The sequence below is a fragment of the Micromonospora sp. RHAY321 genome, assembly GCF_023896955.1.
Classification (GTDB): domain Bacteria; phylum Actinomycetota; class Actinomycetes; order Mycobacteriales; family Micromonosporaceae; genus Micromonospora.
Map to the genome: position 1 here is coordinate 126,914 of NZ_JAMHIW010000005.1, position 25,335 is coordinate 152,248.

Sequence of the window (25,335 nt, forward strand, 5' to 3'; positions counted from 1 at the left end):
GCCGCCGCGCCGGGCGTGACAGGATGCGGCGTGCCCCCGTTCAGCGCCGTACCCCCCGGTGGCCTCCCGCCATTCGTCGCGGACCTGCACATCCACTCGAAGTACTCGCGCGCGTGCAGCCGGGACCTCACACTGCCGAACCTCGCGTGGTGGGCCCGGCGTAAGGGCATCGCCCTGCTCGGCACCGGAGACTTCACCCACCCCGCCTGGTACGACCACCTGCGGGAGACGCTGCGCCCGGCCGAACCGGGGCTCTACCGCCTCGACCCGGACGCGGAGCGGGACGTCGCCCGTCGACTGCCACCTCGACTCGCCAGCACGGCGGAGACGGACCCCGTCCGGTTCATGCTGAGCGTCGAGATCTCCACCATCTACAAGCGGGACGACCGGACCCGCAAGGTGCACCACCTGATCTACCTGCCCGACCTGGACGCCGTGGCCCGGTTCAACGCCGCGCTCGGCCGGATCGGCAACCTCGGCTCCGACGGTCGACCGATCCTCGGCCTGGACTCCCGGGACCTGCTGGAGATCACCCTCGAGGCGAGCCCGGACGGCTACCTCGTCCCCGCACACATCTGGACGCCGTGGTTCTCGGCGCTGGGCTCGAAGTCCGGCTTCGACGCGATCGCCGACTGCTACGCGGATCTGGCCGAGCACATCTTCGCCGTGGAGACCGGCCTCTCCTCCGATCCGGCGATGAACTGGCGGGTCGGCAGCCTGGACCGCTACCAGTTGGTCTCCAACTCGGACGCGCACTCCCCGCCGGCGCTGGGCCGCGAGGCGACCGTGCTGACCGCCCAGCGGGACTACTTCGCCGTCCGGGAGGCGCTGCGGACCGGCGACGGCCTGGCCGGCACCATCGAGTTCTTCCCCGAGGAGGGCAAGTACCACGCGGACGGGCACCGGCTGTGCGGGATCAACTGGTCGCCGGAGCGCACCCGGGCTGCCGGCGGCCGCTGCCCCGAGTGCGGCAAACCACTCACCGTGGGCGTCCTGAGCCGGGTCGAGGAGTTGGCCGACCGCGCGGAGGGGCACCGGCCGGCGCACGCCCGGGAGGTCACCCACCTGGTGCAGCTCGCCGAGATCCTCGGCGAGCTCAACAAGGTGGGTGCCCGCTCGAAGAAGGTCGAGGGGCGGCTCAACGAGTTGCTCGCCGCGCTCGGCCCCGAGCTGGAGATCCTGACCACGACACCGTTGACCGACATCGCCCAGGCCGGCGGTGAACTGCTCGCGGAGGGCATCGGGCGGCTGCGGCGCGGCGACGTGCGCCGGGTGCCCGGCTACGACGGCGAGTACGGCGTGATCACCCTCTTCGACCCGTCGGAGCTGGGTGCCGCTGCCGACACGACGCAGGAGACGCTGTTCGACGTACCGGTGCCGGCGCAGCGCCGACCCGCGGAGCCGGCGGCGAAGGTGAAGCGCCCGGCGGCGACGAAGGCGGAGCCGAAACGCAAGCCAACGCCACCGCCCGCCCCGCCGATCGCGCCACCGCCGTCACCGCACGAGCCGTTCGAGCCGATGCTCGCGGGCATGGAGGAGGTCGGCACCGGCCTGCTGGACCGGCTGGACGCGATGCAGCGGGTGGCCGCTTCCGCGCCCGGTGGTCCGCTGCTCATCGTGGCCGGCCCGGGCACCGGCAAGACCAGGACACTGACCCACCGGATCGCGTACCTGTGCGCGGAGCTGAACGTCTTTCCCGAGCACTGCCTGGCCATCACCTTCACCCGCCGGGCCGCCGAGGAGCTGCGGCACCGCCTCGACAGCCTGCTCGGCCCGGTCGCCGAGGACGTCACCGTGGGCACCTTCCACGCGCTGGGGCTGACCATCCTCCGCGAGAACGCCGACGCGGCCGGCCTGCCGGCGACCTTCCGGATCGCCGACGACACCGAGCGTGTGGCAGCGCGGTCGGAGGCCGGTGACGACCCGGCCAGCTACACCGCCCTGCTGCGCAAGCAGGACCTGGTCGACCTGGACGAGTTGGTGAGCCTGCCGGTGGAGCTGCTGCGGGCCGACCGGGAGCTGGTCGATCGGTATCGGGACCGCTGGCGGTGGATCTTCGTCGACGAGTACCAGGACGTCGACGCGGTGCAGTACGAGCTGCTGCGCCTGCTCAGTCCCGCCGACGGCAACCTCTGCGCGATCGGCGACCCGGACCAGGCGATCTACTCGTTCCGAGGCGCCGACGTCGGCTACTTCCTGCGCTTCTCCCAGGACTTCACGGACGCCCGGCTGGTCCGGCTCAACCGCAACTACCGCTCGTCGGCACCGATCCTGGCCGCCGCGGTGCAGGCCATCGCGCCGTCCTCACTGGTCCGGGGTCGACGGCTGGACCCGGCCCGGCTCGACCCGGAGGCGCCGCTCGTCGGCCGCTACCCGGCGGCGTCCGTCGCCGAGGAGGCCGACTTCGTGGTACGTACCGTCGACGAACTGGTCGGCGGCCTGTCCCACCGGTCACTCGACTCGGGCCGGATCGATGGCCGGTCCACCGCACTGTCGTTCTCCGACATCGCCGTGCTGTACCGCACCGACGCGCAGGCCGCGCCGATCGTGGACGCCCTCACCCGGGCCAACATCCCGGTGCAGAAGCGCTCACACGACCGGCTGCGGGACCGGCCCGGGGTGGCGGCCATCGCCCGCGAGCTGCGGCACGTCGACGGGTTGGCCGGCTCACTCGCCGCCCGGGTGCGGCTGGCCGGCCAGGTGGTGGCGGAGCGCTTCGCCGTGCCCACCCTGGACGGCGCCAGCGCGGGCCGCCCCGAGGACGTCCGCTCCGCCGTGGACCTGCTGACCCCCCTCGCCAGACGCTGCGGCGACGACCTGGAGACGTTCCTGTCGCAACTGGCCACCGGCGCGGAGGTGGACGCGCTCGACCCGCGCGCGGAGGCGGTCACCCTGCTCACCCTGCACGCCGCGAAGGGCCTGGAGTTCCCCGTGGTCTTCCTGGTCGGCGTCGAGGACGGGTTGCTACCGCTGCGCTGGCCGGGCTCGACGCCCGACGAGGACGCGGTCGCCGAGGAGCGCAGGCTCTTCTTCGTCGGCCTGACCCGAGCCCAGGACCGCCTGTACGTCAGCCACGCCGCACGCCGGACCCGCCACGGCGTGGAACGCGACTGCGCTCCGTCGCCGTTCCTCGGTGCCATCGACCCCGGCCTGTTCGAGCGGTTCGGCGAGGCCGAGCCCCGTCGTCCCAAGGATCGCCAGCTCCGCCTCATCTGACGCCCTGGCTCCGCGGCTGCCGGCTCGCGGCTCGCGGCGCTACCCGTCCAAGGGTGGCCTCGCGCCAGCGGGCGACGACATCTGGCGGTCCGGTTTACCGACGATGCCCGTCAACCAGCGGCCCGTGCCAAGCCCTCGGGTGGAGGGAACGGACCAATGAGGCTGATACCTCAGAGGCATAATATGACTCTGAGGTATCACGCTCGTTCAAGTGAGCGCCGTCGGCGGCGTCACCCACAGTGAGACCAGCCAGTGAGTCAGCCGGCCAGAGAACGGTGACGGGCGGGAAGCCCGCGCCGGGCGGGTGGCGCGTTGGTCAGACGAGGAGGACGGCGAGCCAGGCGCCCGCGAGCAGGGCCGGACCGAGTGGCAGCAGGGTGTCCCGGCGTACCCGTCGGGCGGCGAGCAGGCCGAGCACCAGGCCGCCGTGCAGCAGGTGTGGCAGGAGCAGGCCGGCCAGCAGGGCGTCCCGGCCGAGCCAGCCGAGCGGCAGGCCGAGGACGGCGGCGAGCTTCACGTCGCCGAAGCCCAACCGGGACCCGGGCAGCAGGGCCAGCAGCACGTGCGTCGCGCCGGCGATCACCGCCCCGGCCAGCGCGCCGAGCAGCCGGCCAGGGGTGCCGGCGAGCAGCGCCGCAGTGGTCAGGCCGCCGAGTGCCAGCAGCGCGGCGGTGCGGACGAGCGGGTCCGGCAGCCGCAGGCAGGCCAGGTCGACCCCGGCCAGCACCAGTCCCACGGCTGCCACCGCGAGGAAGGCCGGCAGCGCCGGGTCGTCACCCCGTGCGACGGCGAGGCCGACGAACACCACGGCCGCGACCACCGGGCTCAGCCATGCCCACAGGGCGGGCCGAGAACCCGCATCCGCCGCCGGGCGGGCGGGCGGGGTGGCGAAGCGCCGTGCCAGCGGGGGTACGGCGAGGCCGACCAGCGCGCCGACCAGCGCCACCGGCACCAGCGCCGCAGCCGACATGGGCCGGACGTTACCGCCGGTCGCCCACCCTCGCCGCCCCCGACGGCGATGCCGGGGCCGGGCGGCGGGGACGTTCGGTGGTCACGACCAGGGCCACCCCGGCGACGATGACCGCACCGCCGAGCAGCACCTGCGGCGTGACGGGCTCGGCCACCAGCAGTGCGCCGAGCGCCACCGCGACCGCCGGGTTGACGTAGGCGTACGTCGAGACCAGCGAGAGCGGTGCGTTGTGCAGCAGCCAGACGTACGCCGTGAAGGCCACGAGCGAGCCGGCCACCATGAGGTAGCCCAGCGCGAGCCAGGACCGGGTGCTGACCTCCGCCGGGTGGAAGTCGCGCAGCTCGCCCCGGCCGGCGGCCACCACGGCCAGCACCAGCGCACCCGCGATCATCTCGTACACCGTGGCGACGAACGGGTCGGCGGGCATCCGGATCCGTCCGGACAGGAACGACCCGACCGACCAGGAGGTGGCCGCCGCGACCACGGTCAACGCCCCGATCAGGGGCACCGCGTCCGCGCTTCCGGCGGGCAGCACCAGCAGGACCAGACCGACGAAGCCCAGGGTGACACCGGCGAACGTCAGGACCGGAGGACGGTCCCCGGTGGCGGAACGCAGCAGCACCACCAGCAGCGGTACGGTCGCCACCAGCAGTGCGGCGATCCCGGACGGCACGGCCACTCCGGGCGGCCCGGACTCGGCGAGCACCACCAGCCCGTTGCCACCGGCGAGCAGGAGCACCCCGACCAGCGCGGCGGAGCCCAGCTGCCGGCGGTCCACCCGCAGCGAGCCCGGCCCTCGGCGCAGTCGCAGCACCACGGCCAGCACGAGGCCCGCGGCCGCGAACCGCATGGCGGCCGACGTCAACGGGGGCAGCGACTCCACGGCGATCCGGATGCCGAGATAGGTGGAGCCCCAGAGGAGGTAGACCACGATCAACGCGGTCCAGATCAGTGTGGGTGCGGCGCCGGTGCCACGGCCGGCCAGGCCGGCGGCGCTCGGTGAAGATGAGCTCATCGGTGGACCACGCTACGGTGACCTCGGAGTCGGCGTCGCGCTTTGGTGGCCGGCCTCTCACCACTCGTGCAGGAGGGCCGCATGACGAACTACGGACCACCGGGCGGCGGCGTCCCCGGACCGTGGCGTGGGCAACGACCCGACGAGACACCCGGGCGGCCCGCACAGCAGCCCTACCCGCCCGCACAACAGCCCTACCCGCCGGCGCCCGAGACGTACCCGCCGGCCGTTCCGTCCTACCCGCCAGGCGCCCAGGGGCGCCCGGGGCCATACGGCGACAGGCCCTACGGCGAGGGTCCGGGCAGCTCCTACGGTGGTGGGCCGTACCGGCCGACGGAGGCGGCGTACCGCGGGGAGTCGTTCCGGCCCGACGGCCCGTACGGCGGAGATCCTTCGCCGCCGGCTGGCGGGCGCGGTCGAGGTCCGCTGATCGCGGTGGTGGCCGTCGTGCTGCTGCTGGTGGCCGCCGGCGGTGGCGCGTTCTGGTTCTTCAGCAGGTCGGACGATCCAGCACCGTCGGCCGCACCAACGGGACCGGCCGTCAACGGGGATGCCAGCGCCGACGCCACCGCACCGGTCGAGCCGGTGCCGAGCGCCGCAGCGCCGGAGTCGTCGGCCGACCCGCGGTTCGTCAAGGTCGGCCAGTGCGTCCGCAACGACGGTACGGCCGGCGGCAAGCCGAAGCTGCTGATCAGCGGCTGCGCCCCGAAGTCGTACGAGGTGCTGCGCCGCATCGACGGCGCGACCAGCGGTGAGCGGGACGCCGAGGCCAAGTGCGCCAAGGTCGAGGGCTACACCAACTGGTACTTCTTCGACAGCGAGCTGGACACCCTCGACTTCGTCCTCTGCCTCAAGCAGCGCTGAGACCACCCACCCCTGGGGATGACATGACGACCTACGGACCACAGGGTTCCGAGCAGCCGGACGACCCGTACCAGCGCCCGCCGACCGGCCCCGACGGCCCGCCACCGGTCGACCCGCCCCTGCCCGAGTGGGGTCCGCCCGGCGGGCAGCCGTCGCAGTGGGGCCCGCCGCCTGGGGGCGCGGAGCCGCCGACCGCACCCATGTGGGGTCCGCCGCCGGCCTCCGGGCCGGGTTACCCGCCGCCTACCGGTCCGGGTTGGGGGCCGCCGCCCGGCTCGGGCGCGGGTTACCCGCCGCCCACCTCCGGCGCCGGATACCCGCCACCACCCGGGCCGTTCCCGCCTGCGGGTCCGGTGCCGGGTCAGCCGCCCGGGCCGTGGGGCCCGCCGGCACCCGGTGGGTACGGGATGCCGCCCGTCGCGCCGGAGAAGAAGACCGGCCGGAAGGTCGCCCTGATCATCGCGCTGGTGGTGCTGCTCCTGCTCTGTCCCTGCCTCGGCCTGGCCGGCTGGGCGGTCTGGAGGGCCGCCGACAGCGACAGCACGGCGGCGCCCACGCCGTCGGCGAGTGCGCGGGCCCTACCACCCGCGCTGCCCAGCGACGCGCCGACGACGGCCGCGCCCAGCCCGAGCGACGTCGAGTTCGCCAAGGGCGACTGCGTGGTCAACGACGGCACCGAGGACGACGCGGAGTTGCGCAAGGTGCCCTGCGCCCCGAACACCTACCAGGTGCTGCTGCGGATTCCGGCGACCACCGACGGGGACCGGTGCGAGACGCTCGCGCCGCAGGCCACCGCGAACTATGTGCACGACAACTCGATCGACCTGTTCGACTACGTGCTCTGCCTGCGGAAGCGATGACCGGTAGCCAAAACTAGGGCTGTCTAGCGTGGACGCTAGACAGCCCTAGTTTGTTGTCGACGACACCGACACGCCGTAGCCCCATCTATCCATATCTAGCCTCGCCGCTAGATGGCCCGATACTGTGCGATGCGTGGATCCGGTCCGCAACCCGTACGCACCGGGCGCCGGCCAGCGCCCGCCCGAACTCGCCGGGCGGGGGCGGGAGCTGGACGTCTTCGACATCGTGCTGGAGCGCATCGCCCGCGGTCGCCCCGAACGCAGCCTCATGCTCACCGGGCTGCGCGGCGTCGGCAAGACCGTCCTCCTCAACACCCTCCGGTCGCAGGCGATCAGCCGGCTCTGGGGCAGCGGCAAGATCGAGGCGCGGCCGGACCAGTCGCTGCGCCGCCCGGTTGCCGCCGCGCTGCACATGGCGGTCCGGGAGCTCGCCCCCCGACACCGGGCACCCGACCGGATCGATGCTTTCCTGGGCGTCCTGAAGGCGTTCGCCCAACGGTCCGCTCCGACGGGCCGTGCCGGCACCGCATCGAAGCTGCGCGACCGGTGGCAGCCGGGGATCGACGTACCCGCGGCCAGTGGTCGGGCCGACTCCGGTGACATCGAGATCGACCTGGTCGAGCTGCTCAGCGACGCCGCCGCCGTGGCCAGTGACGTGGGCACCGGCATCGCCATCTTCATCGACGAGATGCAGGACCTCGGCCCGGAGGACGTGTCGGCGCTCTGCGCCGCCTGCCACGAGCTGTCCCAGCTCGGCGCGCCGCTCATCGTCGTCGGCGCGGGCCTGCCGCACCTGCCGGCCGTGCTCAGCGCCGCGAAGTCGTACTCCGAGCGGCTCTTCCGCTACCAGCGCATCGACCGACTCGACCGGATCGCCGCCGACCAGGCGCTCTGCGCGCCGGCCGAGCGCGAAGAGGTGGAGTACGAGCAGAAGGCGCTCGACCTGCTCTACGAGAAGTCCGGCGGGTATCCCTACTTCGTCCAGGCGTACGGCAAGGCCACCTGGGACCATGCTCCGCGCTCGCCGATCACCGCCGCCGACGTCCGGGTCGCCGCACCGGAGGCGGAGGCCGAGCTGGCGGTCGGATTCTTCGGCTCCCGGTTCGAGCGGGCCACACCCGCCGAGCGGGAGTACATGCGGGCGATGGCGACGCTGTCCCTGGTGGAGGGCGAGTCCGGGGGCGTGGTCCGGGACGACATGGACGCCGCGGTGCCCACCGCCGAGATCGCCCGGGCCCTCGGTCGTAAGCCGGCCAGCCTCTCCCCGGCCCGGGACGCCCTGATCAAGAAGGGGCTGATCTACTCCGGTGAGCGGGGCACGGTGGCTTTCACCGTCCCGCACTTCGGCCGGTACCTGCGCACCCAGCCGGCCTGAACGGGCACCGGGGGTCGCGTCGGATCGCCGCGGTCAGACGTGGGACCAGGGCGCCGGAAAGATGACCTCGCCGCGCGGCGGCGGCCCCTCCTCGCTGGTGGACGGCGGCAGCACCAGCGCCTGCCAGGGCTCACCGAGACCCGCCCACGGGCTGGTCAGCCCCAGGTCACTGGCCGGCGCGAAGCCGAACCGGCGGTAGAAGGCGGGATCACCGAGGACAACGACCAGTCGCTCGCCCAGCTCGGTCCCGGCGTCCAGAGCGGCCTGTACCACCGCGGTGCCGTGCCCGACCCGCTGTCGGTGCGGGGCGACCGCCACCGGCCCGAACGCGAGGGCCGGCACGTCGGCCCCCCGCTCCGGTCGCACCCGTACCCGGGTGAGCAGGGCGTACCCGACCACCTCGCCGCCGTACTCGGCGACCATGGCCAGCTCGGGCAGCCAGGCATCGGTGCCCCGCAGCGCGTCGACCAGGCCCACCTCCGGCGGCGTGGCCACGTCCGGCCGGGCGAACGCCGCGGCCAGCACCCGACGTACCGGGCCGGCGTCGGCCGGGTCCTCGGGTCGTAGCCGCAGCGTGGTCACCCGCGCGACGTTACCCGTCACGGCCGGTCCATCAGCGATGGTCGCTCGAATCGGCGTGGCGCATGTGCACGGCCACCGATCCGGATCCGCCGGTTGCCGGGGTAGCAAACCCCGCGAGGGGGTATGACTGATCCATGACGCCCGTACGCTCTCTAGCCCGCGCCATGCTGAGCGGCATCTTCGTGGTCAGCGGGTACCGCAACTTCCGCGACCCGGACCGTCTGGCGGCGACGGCCCAGCCGGTGACGGACAAGGTCGCCCCCCTTCTGCAGAAGGCACACCCGAGCTTCCCCACCGACACCAAGACCCTGATCCGGCTCAACGCCGCTGTGCAGGTCAGCGCCGGCCTGATGCTGGCCACCGGGCGGTTCAGCCGACCCGCCGCGCTGGTCCTCGCCGGTACGCTGGTGCCGGTGACCATCGCCGGGCATCCCTTCTGGAACAACGACGACCCGGTCGCGCGCAACAACAACCAGGTCCACGTCCTGAAGAACCTCGGCCTCTTCGGCGGCCTGCTGCTCGCCGCGGCGGACACCGGAGGCAAGCCGGGTCTGCGGTGGCGGACGGGTCACCGCATCGGCCGCTCTCGACGTTCCGTGCAGCGCGCCGTCCGTACCGCCCGTCGGGACGCTCGGATCGCCGTCCGGTCCGCCGCCACCGCTCGTCGACTCCCGGGCTGACCTGCGTCGATGCCCCCTGCGCCGCCCCCACCCCCCGCTAAGGCCGCGAATTACCTGAACCACCCGGTAGGCGTTAACGCGGTGGAAATGTCAAAAACATGTGTGGGATCGGACACGGTCGCATAACGCGGGAGGCACTGACGTGAGGCGCCGTTCTAGGCTCCGTGCAGGACCTGGACGGGTAGGACGACGACCTTGGTATGGGGGTGGCCACGCCATGCCGACGACCGTCGGTAGACGGGCGGACCGCCTCGCCCCGATCCAACGCGTGACGCGTGGGATCGATCGCAGGAATGTCGTACGGGGTGCCATCGTGGCCGCCGTCGCGTACGCCGCATGGCTCGCCATCGGTGCGTTCGGACGGCCGTACAACTTCTTCGACATGAAGATCTACCACGGCGCGGTCGTGTGGTGGGCGAGCGGCCATGAGCTGTACGAGTTCATCGCACCGGGCACCACCCTCGGCTTCACCTACCCGCCGTTCGCCGGCCTGGTCATGCTGCCGATGGCGCAGTTGCCGATCGAAGCGGCCGGGATGGTCAACGCCCTCGCCAGCATCGCCGCGTTGGCGCTGGTGCTGGCCGGGCTGCTCCGCCCCATCGTGGACCGGCTGGCCTGGCCGCTGTGGTTCACCGTGGCCGTGGCGGTGCCCCTCGCGGTCGCCATCGAGCCGGGCCGGGAAACGCTCGGCTACGGGCAGGTCAACATCCTGCTGTTCGCGCTGATCATGGCGGACCTGATCGGGCTGCGCTGGCGCTCCCGCCGGGGCACCCACTACGCCGCGACCGACGGCCCCCTGCTGCGCTTCATCTACGGCGGCGCCTGGGCCGGCGCAGGCATCGGCCTGGCCACCGCGGTCAAGCTCACCCCGGCGCTGTTCATCGCCTACCTGCTCATCACCCGCCAGTGGCGGGTGGCGGCCACCGCGATCGGCACCACGATCGGCGTGACGGTGGGGACGTTCGCGATCGTCGGCGACGAGTCACGGGCGTACTTCGGCGGTGTGCTCTGGCAGACCGAGCGCGTCGGCGCGGCCGACATGACGCCGAATCAGTCGCTCGCCGGTCTGCTGGCCCGGCTGTACGACTCGATCGAGACGCCTGGTCTGCTCTGGCTCTCCTTCTCGGTGCTGATCCTGGCGCTGGGCCTGTCCCGGGCGGCAAGCTCGCGCGCCGACGGTGACGAACTCACCGCGTTCACGCTGGTGGGTCTGACCGCCAACGTGATCAGCCCGATCTCCTGGACGCACCACCTGGTCTGGGTCATCCCGGCGATCATCGTGCTTGCTGACGCCGCGGTGCGCCGACGGGAGGCGAGTCGGGGCCTGGCGTTGCGCACCGGCCCGGGGCCGACGTTCGGCGGGCTGCCGGGGCTCAACGCGCTCCGACCGCCGATCTGGTACCCGACGCTGACCGGGCTCCGACACGGCGTCGCCGCGGTCGGGCTCTACCTGCTCTTCCTGATCTCCCCGATCTGGCCGTACGAGCACCAACTGCCGGAGATGTCGCACTACCAGGACGGTCTGTTCGGCGCGCTGATGGAGAACTCGCTCGCACTCGCGCTGATCGTGCTGGTCGCCGCGCTGCCCTGGCGTCCGGGTGCCGAGCCGGCGTTCTACGGCGATCGGCTCGCCCGGGCAGTGGTGGGCAACGGCCGCCGCTGAGCGGTCAGGGGCAGTTGACCCATTCCTCGGTGCCGTCGGCGAAGACCTGCCGCTTCCAGATCGGCAGTCGCGCCTTGACCTCGTCCACGAGCCGGGCGCACGCCGCGAAGGCCGCCGCGCGGTGCGCGGTGCTCACCGCGGCCACGAGCGCCACCTCACCGATCGCCAGTGGGCCGACACGGTGCGAGACAGCCACCGCGTAGACGTCGGGCTCGGCCGCGATCTCGGCGGCCACCTCGCGCAGCACCTGCTCGGCGCTCGGGTGCCCTTCGTACTCCAGGCTCACCACCGGACGGCCGTGGTCGTGGTCGCGGACCACGCCCTGGAAGGAGACCACCGCGCCGGCCCGACGGTCGGCCACGGCCGCCTCGTGCGCGGCCAGGTCGAGCGGCCGGTCCGTGACCTCGCCGAAGGTGGTCGCCGGAGCGGTCATGACGCCCGCTCCCCGGGCAGCAACGGCAGTGGCACGATCGGCACCCGGTCACCCGGCTCCCCGTTGGTGCCCGGTCGAATGACCGCGAACCCGTCCGCCCCGGCCAGCCCACGCAGCATCGCCGAGCCGACGTGGCGCACCGGGTACGCCGTGCCGGCGGCCCTGTCCAGACGGACCAACGCCAGATGGGTGTGGTTGCCGCGACCGGGCACCGCCTCGGCCAGCGTGACCTGCGGCAGCACCGGCATCGCGCGGCCCTGGAGGCCGGCGAGCAGTGGGGCGACCAGCGACACCAGCGCGACGATGGCGGACTGCGGGTTGCCCGGGAGCCCGGCGACGAACCGGACCCGCCCGTCGGGGTCGACGATCCGGGCCAGCAGCATCGGGAAACCGGGCCGCACCGCCACCGTGTTGACCACGTAGTCGGCGCCGAGCGCCTCCAGGGTCGGGTGCAGGTGGTCGACGGGGCCGTTCATCGTGCCACCGGTGGTGCAGACCAGGTCGGCGGTGGCGAGCGCCGCGCGCAGGGCCGCCACGTGGGCGGGCAACGTGTCGGCCACCGGGCCGACCACGTCGGAGGGACGGACCTGGCAGCCGTAGCGGCGCAGCCACGCGGGCACCGCCGGACCCAGCGCATCGCGGACCCGGCCGGCCGCGGGCGGGCCGGCGGTGAGCAGTTCGTCGCCGAAGATCAGCAGCGCGGCACGTGGCGCCCGCCGCACCCGCAGCACGTCGTGCCCGCAGGAAGCCGCCAGGCCGATCACCGCCGGGTCGACCGGCGTGCCGACCGGCAGCAGCTCCTCGTCGGCGTACGCCTCCTCGCCGGGCTGCCGCCACTCCGGCGCTTCCCGGGGGGTGCCGCTGACCAGGCCGTCGACGATGGCGGACTCCTCGACGCGCAGCACGGCGGTCGCACCCTCGGGGACCATCGCGCCGGTGGCGATCTCCACGGTCGTGTCGTCCTCGGTGAGCGGTGCCGGGGTGTTGCCGGCCAGCACCCGGCCGACGACACGCCACGGGCCGGCGCCGCGCACGGCCCAGCCGTCCACGCTGGAGGTCGGGAAGGCTGGCAGGTCGGTGCGGGTGGTCAACGGCTCGGCCAGGGTCAGCCCGTCGGCGTCGACCAGCGGCCGGGCGACGGCGGGAAGCGCGGCGGCCAGGCCCACCGCGTAGACCCGGGACCGCGCTTCCTCCCACCCGGCCGGTGGGGGCGCGGCGACCCGGTCCGCGGTTGGTGCGGTTTCCGTGCTCACCCGCCGAGCCTATCGGGGCGGACCGACACCTGCCGGGCCTGAACGCGGACCGGTCCGTGGTCTCCGCCACGAACCGGTCCGTGGTGCCGACGCGGACCGGTCAGTGGTCTCCGCCGCGAAGCTGGTCGACGGTGTGCGCGAGGATCGGCCCGAGCACGGCCAGCCCGTCGCGGGCGCCACCGGTCGAGCCGGGCAGGTTGACGACCAGCATCCGGCCGGCCACCCCCGCCAGGCCCCGGGAGAGCACCGAGGTGGGCACCCGGTCGCGGCTGTACGCGCGGATCGCCTCGGCGATGCCCGGGACCTCGTAATCCAGCAGCGCCCGGGTCACGTCCGGCGTCCGGTCCGACGGGGTGACACCGGTGCCGCCGCTGGTCAGCACCACGTCGACGCCGTCGGCGAGCGCGGCCTCCAGGGCCGTGGCGACCGGGGCACCGTCGGGCACCACCACCGGCTCGTCGACCTGGCAGCCCAGCTCGCGCAGACCGGCGACGAGGAGCGGGCCGCTCGTGTCGGCGTAGACGCCGGCCGCGGCCCGGTTGGAAGCGACGATCACCCGGGCCCGGATCACGGCCGGTCCTCCGGCCGGACCCACTCGCCGGTCTTGCCGCCCTCCTTGCGCAACACCCGGACCGCCTCCACCGAGGCAGCCGGGTCGACCGCCTTGACCATGTCGACCAGGGCGAGCCCGGCGACCGCGACCGCGGTGAGCGCCTCCATCTCCACCCCCGTCCGGTCCGCCGTGCGGGCGGTGGCGGTGATCTCCACGCTGTCGGCGGTCAACTGCAGGTCAACCGTGACACCGTGCAGGGCGATCGGGTGGCAGAGCGGGATCAGCTCCGGCGTGCGCTTGGCACCCATGATGCCGGCCAACCGGCCGACCGCCAGCGCGTCACCCTTGGGCAAACCGTCACGGTGCAGCAGGTCGATGACCTCGGGCGTGGTCCGTAGCCGGCCCGCCGCGACTGCCAGCCGACCGGTCACCGCCTTGGCGGAGACGTCGACCATGCGGGCCGCGCCGGCGCGGTCGACGTGGCTGAGCTGCGCGGGTTCGGTCACGGTCGTGAGCCTATCGGTGCGGTACGACGTCCCGGCGGACGGAAGGAGCGGCGCCACAGTGCCGGCCACGCCGAGTGCTGTCGGCCCGGCGGCGGTGCGCCGCTCCTCCCTCACCAACCCGCCACCGAAGTCGCTGGGGGGACCTGGCAGCGGGCGTGTGTCGGCGACCCGGTTCTGCCCAGGGGCAGAACCTCCCCCGTTCGCCGATACGGCCGAGAGGCTAGCGGGCTCGGCGATAAGAAATCGATAAGCGACGTTCGGGCAGGTCAACGCCCCGCGTCAATGGCGGTGTCACCCAGTTCGGCGAGGCGACGCTCGGCCTCGAAGCGCTCCGGCACGCCCATCCGGCGGAAGATCGCCAGCGCTCGCTCCCAGTGCCGTCGCGCCTCGGCCGCGTCGACGCCTGCGAAGTACTCGGCGAGCCCGGCAAGTGCCCGGCCCTGCTCGTGCGGGTGCGAGATCCGGGTGGCCAACCGCAACGCCGCCTGGTGCATCTCGAACGCTTCTCCTACCCGCCCCCTGGCCCGCAGGGTGCGGCCGAGCTCGTTCAACGCCGCCGCCTCGACGTGCCGTTCCCCTGAAGCGACCGCCAGCCGCCGGGCCGCCTCGTGCTCCTGCTCGGCCTCCCCGAGACGACCGAGACCCCGATACGCAATCCCGAGGTCGTTGCGCACCTCGGCTTCGGCGTACCGGTGGCCGGTCCGGTCACGCAGCGCCAACGAGGCCTTGAGGATGCGGATCGCCTGGGGAAGGTCACCCATCCGCGCCCGTACCGTACCGATATGGCTGAGGGCGTTGAGGATGTGGAAGTCGTCGGAGTTCGCCCGCGCCCAGGTCAGGTGCAGGCGATGCATCCGCAAAGCCTCCTCGTAACGTCCCAACGACGTCAGGGCTATGCCGAGGTTGGGCAGCACCATCGGCGTCTCGACGTGGCCGTAACCCTTGTAGTCACGCAGGCTCTCCAGACCGACCGTCACCGCCTCGGTCAGGTTGCCGCTCCACCAGTAGACCGCGGCGAGGTTGGCGCGGTACCGCGCCGTGTTCAATCGGTCCCGCGAGTTGCGCGAGAGTGAGACGGCACGGGTCAGGTGGTCGAGCGCTCCGCGATTGTCGCCGGTCCGTACGTAGGCGGAGGCCAGGTAGTTGTTCATCAGGGCCATCGCGTCGACGTCCCCAGTGGCCTCCGCTGCGGCGAGCGCGTGACGGTGGGTCAGGATGATGTCCTCGAAGTAACCGCGGATGTAACAGAACCGCCAGAGGGCGCGGGCCAGTCGCCAGGAGTGCTGCGGAAAGTCGGACTGCTGCGCCGAGACCACCATTGTCACCAGGTCCGCCCGCTCCGCCTCCAACCAGTCGACAGTCCGTTCGCCGAGGGCCTCAATCAGTTCCGGTCGCACGGAAGGGGTGGAAGCGATCTGGGATTTGATGACGCCGGGTTCCAGTAACTCGGCGACTCGCAGAGCCGCCTCCAGCGTGAAGTCGAAGAGATGACCCAGGGCCATCCTCCGATCGGCCGGGGAATCGGAGCGGGAGCAGAGCTCGACACAGTACTGGCGGACCAGGTCGTGCAGCTTGTATCGCCTGGAGTCCAGGTCCTCCACCAGGTTCCGGTCGACGAGTTCGTCGAGAGCAGCCTCAGCTTCCGCCACAGTCAGGCCGGTGAGCGCGGCGACGGCCGACGGGCTGAACCGGGTGCCGGGATGCAGACCCAGAAAGCGGAAGACTCGCTTTATCGACCCTGGGAGCGGCTCGTAGGAAGCGGCGAAGGCACCGGCCACGGTGCTCTCCTCCCGGGCCAGATGTCGCAGCGCTGGCGTACCACCGGCCAACTGTTCGGCGAGGTCCGCCAACCGCCAGCCTCGCCGGTGGGCCAGCCGGGCTCCAGCCAGCCGGATCGCCAGTGGGAGATGGCCGCACTGTCGGGTCACCTTGGCTGCCGCCTCGGGCTCGGCATCGACCCGGGCCCGTCCCACGCTGAAGGCCAGCAGATCCATACTTTCCTGCGCTGTCATGACCGGCAGGGTCTGCGAAGGCCCTACATCCGGGTGGGAGAGTCGTCGTCGTGACGTCACGAGCACGACGGTGGTCGGCTCGGTCGGTAGCAGGGGCGCGAACTGGTCGCTGCTCGCGGCGTTGTCGAGCACGATCACGGATCTCCTGCGCGCGAGCTCACGCCGCCACAGTTCGACTCTGGCGTCGAACTCGATCGGAACCCGCTCGGCCGGTACGTCGAGCTGACGAAGAAGTGTGAGCAGGGCGGTGGAGGGCTCCACCGGGCTCCTCTCACCATGCCCACACAGGTCGACGTACAACGTGGCATCCGGATACTGCTCCGACAACCGGCGCGCCAGGTGCACGGCCAGGGTCGTTTTGCCGCTGCCCGCCATGCCGTCGATGATGTGCACGGCCGGGACCCGATCCTCGACCCGCCGCGTCTCCGACAGCAGCCGCGACATCACGTCCTCCCGACCGACGAAGTCGGTCACCGCCCGGGGGAGGTGATCCACCGGATCGGGTCGACGTGGCCCGTCGGACACCGGAAGACCAGCTAGAGCGGTTGCGGCCTGGGCGGGAAGTTCATCCCGTGCGGCCGGCCGGGACACGACGCTGTTCAACGAACGCCGAGGCGGAGTCACCGCGACAATTGAGCGGTGGAGATCCTGGATGTCGGCGCCCGGGTCAACGCCCAGGTCCGCCTTCAGCTTCCCCCGGGCCTCACCGTACGCGGCGAGCGCGCCCGCATGATCACCGCGCTCGTAAAGGGCCCGCATGAGAAGGGCGTACGCCGGCTCGCGCAGAGGGTGACGCGCGATCACCTCCCGCAGCAGCGGGATCGCCAGGTCGTCCCGTCCCGACCTCAGCTGTACATCGGCGAGGAGTTCCACGGCCAACAGCCGCTCCTCTTCGGCGGCCGCCGTGCGTGCGGCGAGCACGGGTCCGAGGGAGATGCCAGCGAGCATCGGCCCCTGCCACCGCGCCACGGCCCGCCCGAGCAGTTCGACGGCGTGGTCCGGGCGGCCGGCCATCAGGGCCTCCCGACCCGCGTTGTGCTCCATCTCGAAACGGAATATGTCGATCAGTTCCGGCCTGAGGACGAGCCGGTAACCCGTTTGCTGCCGGACGATGACTCCTCGCCCTGACTCGAACGTCTCGAAGGTCCGGCGCAGATTGGCGGCGTAGGTACGCACATTTGCAACAGCAGAGCGCGGCGGGCCATCAGGCCACAACTCGTCGACCAGGTCGTTCATCGTCACCAGTTGACCGGGTTGGACTGCGAGCATCGCGAAAACGGCCTGCTGTTTGGGTGTACCAAGGTGCAGCTTGCGCGCGGGCAGTTGCGCCGAGAGGCCGCCCAGAAGTTGAATCTCCACCCGTCCCCCTGCTTCAGCGGGGTATTCAATCGATCACCCAACGAAGCTTACGGGCACCGTACGTAACGGGACGGAGGCAACCTGCGGAGCGATCGTCAACGGCAAGGCATCCTTGGCGGCGACCCTGGCCAGCGCGGCGGAACATGCCTGCTGCAGGTTGCGGCGTTCCCGCCAGAGAGCGACCTGCAGGGCGGCGTACCCGGGGTCTGAGGGGCAATTGGTCACGCCTCAACGGCATTCGAGACCTACAGCGGGCCTAACCGGTTGTTACCTCTGGCCGAACTCCAGATGATGCGGAGGGCGAGAAGCCGTCAGACTCGAGAGAATAGGGCTGGCGTAACCCATCGGAATCAACCTATGGCGGTGAGCAACGGCACCTGGCATGGAAGTTCCGAACATCCACAGTGCGCTCAGGACTGCGGACAGAACGTCACAAACTACCGCCTAGTTGGCTAATGTTGCGCATAGAGACATATGACAACCTGTACCGGCGCATATCTCCACTAGGCTACCCCCGTCAGCAAGTCGTGCATTAATGGCGAATCAATCTTTTGCCACTAATGCCTCAGCGCCCGGGAGGTAGTCATGCGCGGCAACGAGTGGATGTGACAACGAGCGGGCCTGCCGCTGGCTCACAGTCGTGCGCTACGGTGCCAGGAGCGAACCGGGCACCCTCGGGAGCGGCATGCCTTCCCAAGCGCAACACGACCAGGAAGATCCTCGACGGCTGACCCAGATCATTGGCGTCATCGTCGCTGTAGCTGCGGCGGTCTGCGCGCTGTCCCTGGCCGCGACCATTTCCGACCCCCCGGCAACCGTCAACGAGGTTGCCACTGTCATAGCACTCACCTCCATGATCGCCGTTGCCACCATGGTGAAGGCAAGGGTGCGAATTCGATCGACCACCCACTCGATCACTTGGAATGAGGCGGCGATCGTCGTCGGTGTGGCAATCGCGCCGGCGTCCTGGGTCGTACTGTGTACGGCGGCCGGGGTAGCGGTGGCTTTCGCGGCCCTGCGTCTACCGGCGATCAAGATGGCGTTCAGCATCGGAAAGAACGCCCTCGTGGCCACCGGTGCCGGAATGACCCTGGTGGCACTGGACTGGGCCTGGCCACCCTCAAAAATCATGGAACTTGTGGGCCCGGTAGCCCTCGCATACCTGGCCGCCACGCTGCTCGACGAGATCATCGCGATCCCGGTCATCGCTATCGCTTCCGGTAGCAGCGTCCGCCAGCAGTTCCGCGCCAACTGGGACCTGCGGGGCGTCGGTGTGGCGCTGCGATTCCTCGTCGCCGTCTGCACCCTGCTCCTCCTCCGGGCGGACCCACGCCTCCTGGTGGCCGTTCCGCCACTCGTGCTCAGCCTGCACCTCGCCTACTCAACGAGAATTCGTTCCAGGACCGAGCAGCAGGCGTGGCAGCGCCTCGCCCGCACCACCGACGCGCTCAACGTCGTGGACCTCGACAACGTCCTCACCACCGCCGTCACCCAGGCCGCCGAGCTGTTCTCGGCCGACGAGGTCGAGATCGAGCTGCGCGACGGCGGCCGCACCGTACGTGGCGGCACCGGCGGCCTCACCTTCGACGGCGCGACCGGCACGCCCACCGACGTGGACGGCACCATCGTCCCCGCTCCCCTGGAGGGGCATGACCGCTCCGTCGACGTGGGCGTCCTGCGGCTGCGGTTCCGCGGCCCGGTGCAGCTGTCCGAGCGGGAGCAGTACACCCTGCGTACCTTCGCCTCCGCCCTCTGCACGGCGGTCCGGAACGCCCAGGCGTACGCCGAGCTGGCCCGGGTGGCCGACGAGCACGCGTACGCCGCCGCGCACGACGCGCTGACCGGCCTGGCCAATCGTCGACACCTGCTCGACGAGGGCACCGAGCAGTTGAGCGCCCGGCACGCCGACGGGGTGACCGCGCTGGTGCTGATCGACCTCAACCACTTCAAGGAGGTCAACGACACGCTCGGGCACGCCGCCGGCGACCAGGTGCTGGTGCAGGTCGCCGAACGGCTGCGAGGCGCCGCGCAGGGTGGTGACCTGGTGGCCCGCCTCGGCGGTGACGAGTTCGCCGTACTCCTGCGCGGGCTGCCGGCCCCGGCGGTGGCCGCGCACCGGGCGGAGACGCTGCTCGCCGCGCTGCACGAGCCGTTCGAGCTCGACGGCATGCGGATCAGCGTCGAGGCCAGCGGCGGTATCTCCGTCGCTCCGGCCAGCGGCGGCATGGCCGAGCTGCTGCGTCGCGCCGACGTGGCGATGTACCAGGCGAAGCGCGCCGGGCAACGGATCTCCACGTACGCCCCCACCCGGGACACGGCCGACCTGAACCGCCTCACCCTCGGCGGTGACCTGCCCCGGGCGGTCGCCGACCACGAGTTCGTCGTCAACTTCCAACCGATCGTCGACCTGGGCACCGGCGAGGTGACCAGCGCGGAGGCGCTGGCCCGCTGGCACCACCCCACCCACGGCATGATCGATCCGCTGCGTTTCCTGGAGGCGGTGGAGCGCTCGGGCCTGCTACCGGCCTTCGCCGAGGCGATCCTCGACCAGGCGTTGATCGCGGCGGCTGGCTGGCGCGACGCCGGCTTCGACGTACCGGTCGCGGTCAACGTGTCCCCGCGCAGCCTGCTCGACGCGCGGTTCCCCGGCTCGGTGCTGGCCCGCCTGCGCGCCCACGACCTGCCGCCGGACCGGCTGGTGCTCGAGTTGACCGAGACGCTGACGCTCAGCCAACTCGACGTGGTCGACCGGGTGTTGAGCCGGCTGCGCGACGAGGGCGTCCGGCTGGCGCTCGACGACTTCGGCACCGGCTACTCCTCGCTCTCCCTGCTCTCCCGCATCCCGGTGCACGAGCTGAAGATCGACCGCAGCTTCGTGACGACGATGGAGAGCTCGGCGGAGGCCGCCGCCGTCATCCGCTCCACCCTCGACCTGGGCCGAAGCCTCGACCTCGACGTGGTGGCCGAGGGAGTGGAGAGTGAGCCGCAGCGGCGTGCCCTCTGGGAGTTGGGTTGCGCCGCCGGCCAGGGCCACCTCTTCGCCCGACCGATGCCCGCCGGTGCCCTGCTCGCGGCGCTGCAACGCGGCTCGGGCGGCCGGCCGGGCACCCTCGCGCCGCCGCTGCACGACGCCGGCGCGGTGATCCGGCTGAGCCAGACCCGCCGCCAGGGCGGGCGTGCCCGCCCCGACCGCCTACCGCACCTCCCCGCCTGACCCGGCGGCCCGTCGGCGGGGTCTGCCAGACTGGCGCGCGTGATGGCCGACGACCAGACCGCCCGCCGCCGTCGCTGGCGGACGCTCGACACCGCCGCCGGCGGGCTCGCCCTCGACCTCGGCCTGTACGCCGTCTCGGCCATCTTCGCCGCGATCACCGCGGTCACCTCGACGTTGCTGCCGCACCGGGCCTGGGGCGCGGTCGCCGCAGTCGGCTACCTGGTCGCGACGCTGGCCGTGGTCGTCCAACTGTCGCTGCGGCGCCGCACTCCGGCCTCCCGGCTGGTCGGCCTGCCGGGTCGGTGGGCGGTCACCGGGTTCACCTGGGCGAGCACCGCTCTGCTGCCCGTGCTCTGGCAGAGCATCGATCGGTCCGCCGGACGCACCGATCGGGCCCAGGAGGAGGTGCTGGTGGTGGAGCATTCCGGCGCCCGCCTGCTGGAGCACGGCACGCCGTACCTCGGCCCCGACGCGATTGCCGCCCTGCCGCCCGGCGAGCAACTGCTCGGCTACACCCCGTACCAGCCCGGCATGGCGATGTTCGGCCTGCCCAGGGCACTCGTCGACGCCTGGTGGACCGACGCCCGGGTCTGGTTCGCCGTGGGCACCGCGCTGGCGCTCGCCCTGGCGGTGGTCGCCCTACGCGGGGCGCCGGCAAGCGCCCGGCCCACGTCTCCGGCCACACCCGCCGGTGCGGATGACCGGCGGGACGCCGCGCTGCTGCGGGGCGTGCAGGCGGCCACCGTCCTGCCGATCTGCGCGCTCACCCTCGCCACCGGCGGCGACGACCTCCCCGTACTCGCGCTCTGCCTGCTGGCCCTCGCGCTCGCCGCCGCCGGCCGACCCGGCCGGGCCGGCCTCGCGATCGGGCTGGCCGGCGCGCTGAAGCTGTTCGCCTGGCCGGTCGCCCTGGTCCTGATCGTCTGGGGGTTGACCCGACGGGCCGGCGGCCGGGTCGCCGCCGGCGCGATCGGGTTGCCCGTGGCGGCGCTGCTGCCCGCTCTGCTGGTCGACCGCGACGCACTGACCGAGAACGTGCTGCGCTTCCCACTCGGCCACGGCCTGGTCACCAGCCCCGCACAGTCCCCGTTCCCCGGCTACCTGATCGCCAACGCACTGCCCGCCGGCCGGCTGATCGCCGCCGCGCTGCTGGTCGCGGCCGGCCTGGCCATCGCCGTCCGGCTCGCCCGCCGCCCGCCTCGCACCGCCGTCGCCACCGCACTGATCTGCGGGTACGGGCTGCTCGTCGCGATCGCCCTGATGCCCTCGACCCGGTTCGGCTACCTGTTGTACCCGCTGGCCCTGCTCACCTGGGCTCCCGCCCTGCACCGGGAGGCCGACACGTCGACCGTCCCGATGCCCGGCCACCTGGCCGGTCGGGCCAGTTCGGCGTAACTGCCGGGCGGAACGGCCCGGCAGGGCGTAGACCTGAAGGCATGACCACATACCGCGACCGGGCAGAGGCGGGCCGGGTGCTCGCCGAGCGACTCACCGCACTCATCGGCGAACCGAACGTCGTCGTCCTCGGCCTGGTCCGCGGCGGCGTACCGGTGGCCCGGGTCGTCGCCGAACGGCTCGGCGCGCCACTGGACGTGCTGGTGGTTCGCAAGTTGGGCATGCCGTGGGCTCGGGAGGTCGCCTTCGGCGCGCTCGGCCCCGGAGGTGTTCAGGTGCTCAACGACGCGGTGGCCAGCCGACTCAGCAGCGACGACATCGCCGAGGTCAGCCAACGGGAGCAGGCCGAGTTGGAACGCCGGGAGCGCCTCTACCGGGGCGCTCGCCCACCGCTGGACCTCACCGGACGGACCGCGGTGATCGTCGACGACGGGCTGGCCACCGGAGCCACCGCCCGAGCCTCCGTGGAGGTCGCTCGCCACCTCGGGGCGCGCCGGGTGGTGGTCGCCGTCCCGGTGGGCGCGCAGGAGGCGTTCGAGCTGCTGGCCGCCGAGGCGGACCAGGTCGTCTGCGCCCAGCGCCCGGCCGATTTCGGCGCGGTGAGCGTCTACTACGAGGACTTCCACGAGGTGTCCGACGACGAGGTGATCGAGTCGCTAACCGCGACCGCGTGACTCGACCGGGTACCTTCGGATGATGAGTCTCACCTGTCCCAAGTGTCACGGAGAAATGCGTCAGTACGAGCGCAGCGGCGTCGTCATCGACCAGTGCGGGGAGTGCCGAGGCATCTTCCTCGACCGCGGCGAGCTGGAGAAGCTGTTCGAGGCGGAGGCCAACTGGAGCCGCCAGCAGGCCGGCGGCGCGCCGCCCCAGCCCGCCCAGCAGCCGGGCGGCTACCCGCCACCCCACGCTCCGGCCCAGCACCAGCCCGGCTACGGCGCTGTCCCCCCGCCGCCGCCCCCGCCCGCCCACGGCTACCCGCCGGCCCCCGCGTACGGCGGTCACGGCCAGCAGCAGCACCACGGCTACCACGGGCACTACCGGCAGAAGAAGCGCAAGGGCTTCCTCGACGAGATGTTCGGCTGAGCCCGGACCGACATCCCGCCCGGGCCGATCCACGCGTCGGCCCGGGCGCATCGCCCACCGCCACCGGTTGGCGGGCGGGAGGGTCCGTGCGAGGCTGCATCGCATGACCGCGATCCGGCCGGACGAGGCGCTGGCTCAGGCGTACGACGGGATCACCGCGGTGGTCGACGGCCGCGACGACGCGGACCTGCAACGTCCAACCCGGTGCCGGGGCTGGCTCGTCGCGGACCTGCTCTTCCATGTGCTCGGCGACGCGCAGCGGGCCCTGGTCGCCCTGGCCACCCCTGCCGCCGGCCCCGCCGACGTGGACGACGTGACCTACTGGCGCGGTTTCCCCGCCAGCGGTGATGACGACGCCCGTCACGCCTGGTGGGTCCGCCGGTCTGCCGCCGCCTTCGACCGGCCGACAGGGATCGTGCGGCTCTGGGCGGAGACCGCACCCGCTGCGGTCCGGGCGGCCAGGGCAGCCGACCAGGCGGGGTACGTGGCCACGCAGGGGCACGTACTGCGCGTACCGGATTTCCTCGCGACCCTGACCACCGAGGCTGTCGTGCACCACCTGGACCTGACGCCGGAGCTGCCCGGCGCGCCGCCGCCCGGGCCACTGGCGGTACGGGTCGCGGTGGCCGCCATGGACGGGCTGCTGAGCGACGACACGGTTCGGCCCACCGGTTGGGACGACCACGAGTTCCTGCTGAAGGCCACCGGGCGGCTCCCGCTCACCGATCGGGATCGGCTGGAGCTGGGCGAGTCGGCGGGTTGGTTTCCGCTGCTGGGTTGAGCGTGCCCGCCGGTCAGCCGATGGCCATGTCGACGAAGCGGGACAGGTGCAGCTGGGCCGCGACGGTCACCGTGTCGGTGGGGCCGTTCCGATGCTTGGCAACAATGAAATCGGCCTCGCCGGCGCGCGGCGACTCCTTGTCGTAGTAGTCGTCGCGGTGCAGCAGGATCACAACGTCGGCGTCCTGTTCGATCGAGCCCGACTCACGCAGGTCGGACAGCTGGGGCCGCTTGTCGGTGCGCTGCTCGGGGCCACGGTTCAGCTGACTGACCGCGATCACCGGGCACTCGACCTCCTTGGCCAGCAGCTTCAGGCCACGGGAGAGGTCCGCGACCTCCTGCTGCCGGCTCTCGGTGCGCTTCGGCGAGGTCATCAGCTGGAGGTAGTCGACCACGATCATCTTGAGGTCGTGCCGCTGCTTGAGCCGGCGGGCCTTGGCCCGGATCTCCATCAGGTTCATGCTCGGCGTGTCGTCGACGAAGAGTGGCGCCTCGCTGATCTCACCCATGCACCGGGCCAGCTTGGTCCAGTCGTCGTCGGAGAGCTGCCCGCTGCGCAGCACGTGCAGTGGCACCCGCGCCTCAGCGGAGAGCAGTCGCATGACGATCTCGACCTTGCTCATTTCCAGCGAGAAGATGGCAGCCGCCTGGTTGGCGCGAATAGCAGCATTTCGGGCAAAGTCCATACTTGCCGTAGACTTACCCAAACCCGGCCTGCCGGCCACGATGATGAGCTGCCCGGCGTGCAGGCCGTTGAGCAGCCGGTCCAGGTCGGTGAAGCCGGTCGGGACGCCGGTCATCATCCCGCCCTGCGCACCCACCGCCTCGATCTCGTCCAGCGTCGGCTGCAACATGTCGGCCAGGACCGCGAAGTCCTCGCTGACCCGGCGTTCGGTGACGTCGTAGACGGCCTGCTGGGCGAGGTCCACGACGTCGTCGACGTCGCGGCTGCCACCGTTGGCCGTGCCGTAACCGAGCTGCACGATCTTGGTGCCGGCCTCGACCAGGCGGCGCAGCACCGCCCGCTCGCTGACGATCCGCGCGTAGTACGCGGCGTTGGCGGCGGTGGGCACGCTGGCGATGAGCGTGTGCAGGTACGGCGCGCCGCCGATGCGGGCCAGGTCACCCGAGTCGGTCAGGGCCGCCGCCACCGTGATCGGGTCGGCCGGCTCACCCCGGCCGTAGATGTCCAGGATGATGTCGAAGATGGTGGCGTGCACCGGCCGGTAGAAGTCGTTGGTCTTGAGGATCTCGACGACGTCGGCGATGGCGTCCTTGGAGAGCAGCATGCCACCGAGGACGCACTGCTCGGCCGCGACATCCTGCGGTGGGGTCTTGTCGAACTGGCCATCTCGCTGCGCAGGCGGCTGGCCGCCGGAGCGTTGCTCCGCCCGCATATCGTCGGTGACCGACACGGGTCCCCCCTCCACTGCGCCGGATCCGGTCCCAGCTGTATCGCCGGGGTACGACATTTCCGTCCGACCGGGCCGGTCGATCGGGGGCCATCGCGCCGGCGGTC

Annotated in this window: 19 protein-coding genes and 1 pseudogene; 11 read left to right on the forward strand and 9 right to left on the reverse strand. The window is 72.1% G+C overall.

Annotated features, from left to right (window positions below; translation table 11 throughout):
- Window positions 1-30: 30 nt before the first annotated feature.
- Window positions 31-3,216: a UvrD-helicase domain-containing protein gene (locus tag M8C17_RS14115; protein WP_252416903.1), complete on the forward strand. Its 3,186-nt coding sequence runs from the start codon at window positions 31-33 to the stop codon at window positions 3,214-3,216.
- Window positions 3,217-3,532: 316 nt separating this feature from the next.
- On the opposite strand, the gene M8C17_RS14120 is transcribed toward M8C17_RS14115, so the two are convergent.
- Window positions 3,533-4,186: a prepilin peptidase gene (locus M8C17_RS14120; protein ID WP_252416904.1), complete on the reverse strand. Its 654-nt coding sequence runs from the start codon at window positions 4,184-4,186 to the stop codon at window positions 3,533-3,535.
- 10 nt (window positions 4,187-4,196) lie between these two features.
- Window positions 4,197-5,201 (reverse strand): EamA family transporter, encoded by a 1,005-nt coding sequence (locus tag M8C17_RS14125; RefSeq protein WP_252416905.1) that lies wholly within the window; start codon window positions 5,199-5,201, stop codon window positions 4,197-4,199.
- 360 nt (window positions 5,202-5,561) lie between these two features.
- Here M8C17_RS14125 and M8C17_RS32150 point away from each other — a divergent pair.
- From M8C17_RS32150 to M8C17_RS14140, 3 genes and pseudogenes are all read left to right on the forward strand, one after another.
- Window positions 5,562-6,065: pseudogene (locus tag M8C17_RS32150) on the forward strand (hypothetical protein); the annotation flags it as partial.
- Window positions 6,066-6,517: 452 nt separating this feature from the next.
- Window positions 6,518-6,925 carry a hypothetical protein gene (locus tag M8C17_RS32155; protein ID WP_308209434.1) on the forward strand — a complete coding sequence of 136 codons (408 nt, stop codon included), beginning with the start codon at window positions 6,518-6,520 and terminating at the stop codon, window positions 6,923-6,925.
- A gap of 133 nt (window positions 6,926-7,058) precedes the next feature.
- On the forward strand, window positions 7,059-8,300 hold the full coding sequence (locus tag M8C17_RS14140; RefSeq protein ID WP_252416908.1) for an AAA family ATPase: 1,242 nt from the start codon (window positions 7,059-7,061) through the stop codon (window positions 8,298-8,300).
- Window positions 8,301-8,333: 33 nt separating this feature from the next.
- On the opposite strand, the gene M8C17_RS14145 is transcribed toward M8C17_RS14140, so the two are convergent.
- Window positions 8,334-8,882 (reverse strand): GNAT family N-acetyltransferase, encoded by a 549-nt coding sequence (locus tag M8C17_RS14145; protein WP_252417146.1) that lies wholly within the window; start codon window positions 8,880-8,882, stop codon window positions 8,334-8,336.
- A 134-nt stretch (window positions 8,883-9,016) separates the two neighbouring features.
- On the opposite strand from M8C17_RS14145, the gene M8C17_RS14150 reads away from it, so the two are divergent.
- Together M8C17_RS14150 and M8C17_RS14155 are read left to right on the forward strand one after the other, a co-directional pair.
- Window positions 9,017-9,562 carry a DoxX family protein gene (locus M8C17_RS14150; RefSeq protein ID WP_252416909.1) on the forward strand — a complete coding sequence of 182 codons (546 nt, stop codon included), beginning with the start codon at window positions 9,017-9,019 and terminating at the stop codon, window positions 9,560-9,562.
- A gap of 217 nt (window positions 9,563-9,779) precedes the next feature.
- Entirely contained in the window at window positions 9,780-11,225 is a 1,446-nt protein-coding gene (locus M8C17_RS14155; RefSeq protein ID WP_252416910.1) for a glycosyltransferase 87 family protein, read from the forward strand.
- A gap of 4 nt (window positions 11,226-11,229) precedes the next feature.
- Here the strand turns inward: M8C17_RS14155 and M8C17_RS14160 are convergent, their stop codons facing one another.
- The 5 genes from M8C17_RS14160 to M8C17_RS14180 form a co-directional block, all read right to left on the reverse strand.
- Entirely contained in the window at window positions 11,230-11,658 is a 429-nt protein-coding gene (locus tag M8C17_RS14160; RefSeq protein ID WP_252416911.1) for a molybdenum cofactor biosynthesis protein MoaE, read from the reverse strand.
- Window positions 11,655-12,911, reverse strand: coding sequence for a molybdopterin-binding protein (locus M8C17_RS14165; protein WP_252416912.1), 1,257 nt, complete (start codon window positions 12,909-12,911; stop codon window positions 11,655-11,657). The genes M8C17_RS14160 and M8C17_RS14165 overlap by 4 nt, the downstream gene beginning before the upstream one ends.
- A 100-nt stretch (window positions 12,912-13,011) precedes the next feature.
- Window positions 13,012-13,482 carry a molybdenum cofactor synthesis domain-containing protein gene (locus tag M8C17_RS14170; protein WP_252416913.1) on the reverse strand — a complete coding sequence of 157 codons (471 nt, stop codon included), beginning with the start codon at window positions 13,480-13,482 and terminating at the stop codon, window positions 13,012-13,014.
- Window positions 13,479-13,970: a cyclic pyranopterin monophosphate synthase MoaC gene (gene moaC, locus M8C17_RS14175; protein WP_252416914.1), complete on the reverse strand. Its 492-nt coding sequence runs from the start codon at window positions 13,968-13,970 to the stop codon at window positions 13,479-13,481. The genes M8C17_RS14170 and moaC overlap by 4 nt, the downstream gene beginning before the upstream one ends.
- A 266-nt stretch (window positions 13,971-14,236) precedes the next feature.
- Window positions 14,237-17,341, reverse strand: a complete 3,105-nt coding sequence (locus M8C17_RS14180) for a BTAD domain-containing putative transcriptional regulator (RefSeq protein ID WP_252416915.1) — start codon at window positions 17,339-17,341, stop codon at window positions 14,237-14,239.
- A 685-nt stretch (window positions 17,342-18,026) separates the two neighbouring features.
- Between M8C17_RS14180 and M8C17_RS14185 the strand changes: the two genes are divergently transcribed.
- The 5 genes from M8C17_RS14185 (at window position 18,027) to M8C17_RS14205 (ending at window position 23,817) form a co-directional block, all read left to right on the forward strand.
- Window positions 18,027-20,555, forward strand: coding sequence for a bifunctional diguanylate cyclase/phosphodiesterase (locus M8C17_RS14185; protein WP_252416916.1), 2,529 nt, complete (start codon window positions 18,027-18,029; stop codon window positions 20,553-20,555).
- A gap of 42 nt (window positions 20,556-20,597) precedes the next feature.
- Window positions 20,598-21,950, forward strand: coding sequence for a glycosyltransferase family 87 protein (locus M8C17_RS14190; RefSeq protein WP_252417147.1), 1,353 nt, complete (start codon window positions 20,598-20,600; stop codon window positions 21,948-21,950).
- A gap of 41 nt (window positions 21,951-21,991) precedes the next feature.
- The gene (locus tag M8C17_RS14195; protein ID WP_252416917.1) at window positions 21,992-22,624 is read left to right on the forward strand and encodes a phosphoribosyltransferase; all 633 of its coding nucleotides are present in this window, start codon (window positions 21,992-21,994) and stop codon (window positions 22,622-22,624) included.
- Between the two features lie 19 nt (window positions 22,625-22,643).
- Window positions 22,644-23,036 carry a zf-TFIIB domain-containing protein gene (locus M8C17_RS14200; RefSeq protein WP_252416918.1) on the forward strand — a complete coding sequence of 131 codons (393 nt, stop codon included), beginning with the start codon at window positions 22,644-22,646 and terminating at the stop codon, window positions 23,034-23,036.
- 103 nt (window positions 23,037-23,139) lie between these two features.
- Window positions 23,140-23,817, forward strand: a complete 678-nt coding sequence (locus M8C17_RS14205) for a maleylpyruvate isomerase N-terminal domain-containing protein (RefSeq protein WP_252416919.1) — start codon at window positions 23,140-23,142, stop codon at window positions 23,815-23,817.
- A 13-nt stretch (window positions 23,818-23,830) separates the two neighbouring features.
- Here the strand turns inward: M8C17_RS14205 and dnaB are convergent, their stop codons facing one another.
- A complete protein-coding gene (dnaB, locus tag M8C17_RS14210) occupies window positions 23,831-25,231 on the reverse strand; it encodes a replicative DNA helicase (RefSeq protein ID WP_252416920.1) in 1,401 nt (466 codons plus the stop codon).
- Window positions 25,232-25,335: the final 104 nt, after the last annotated feature.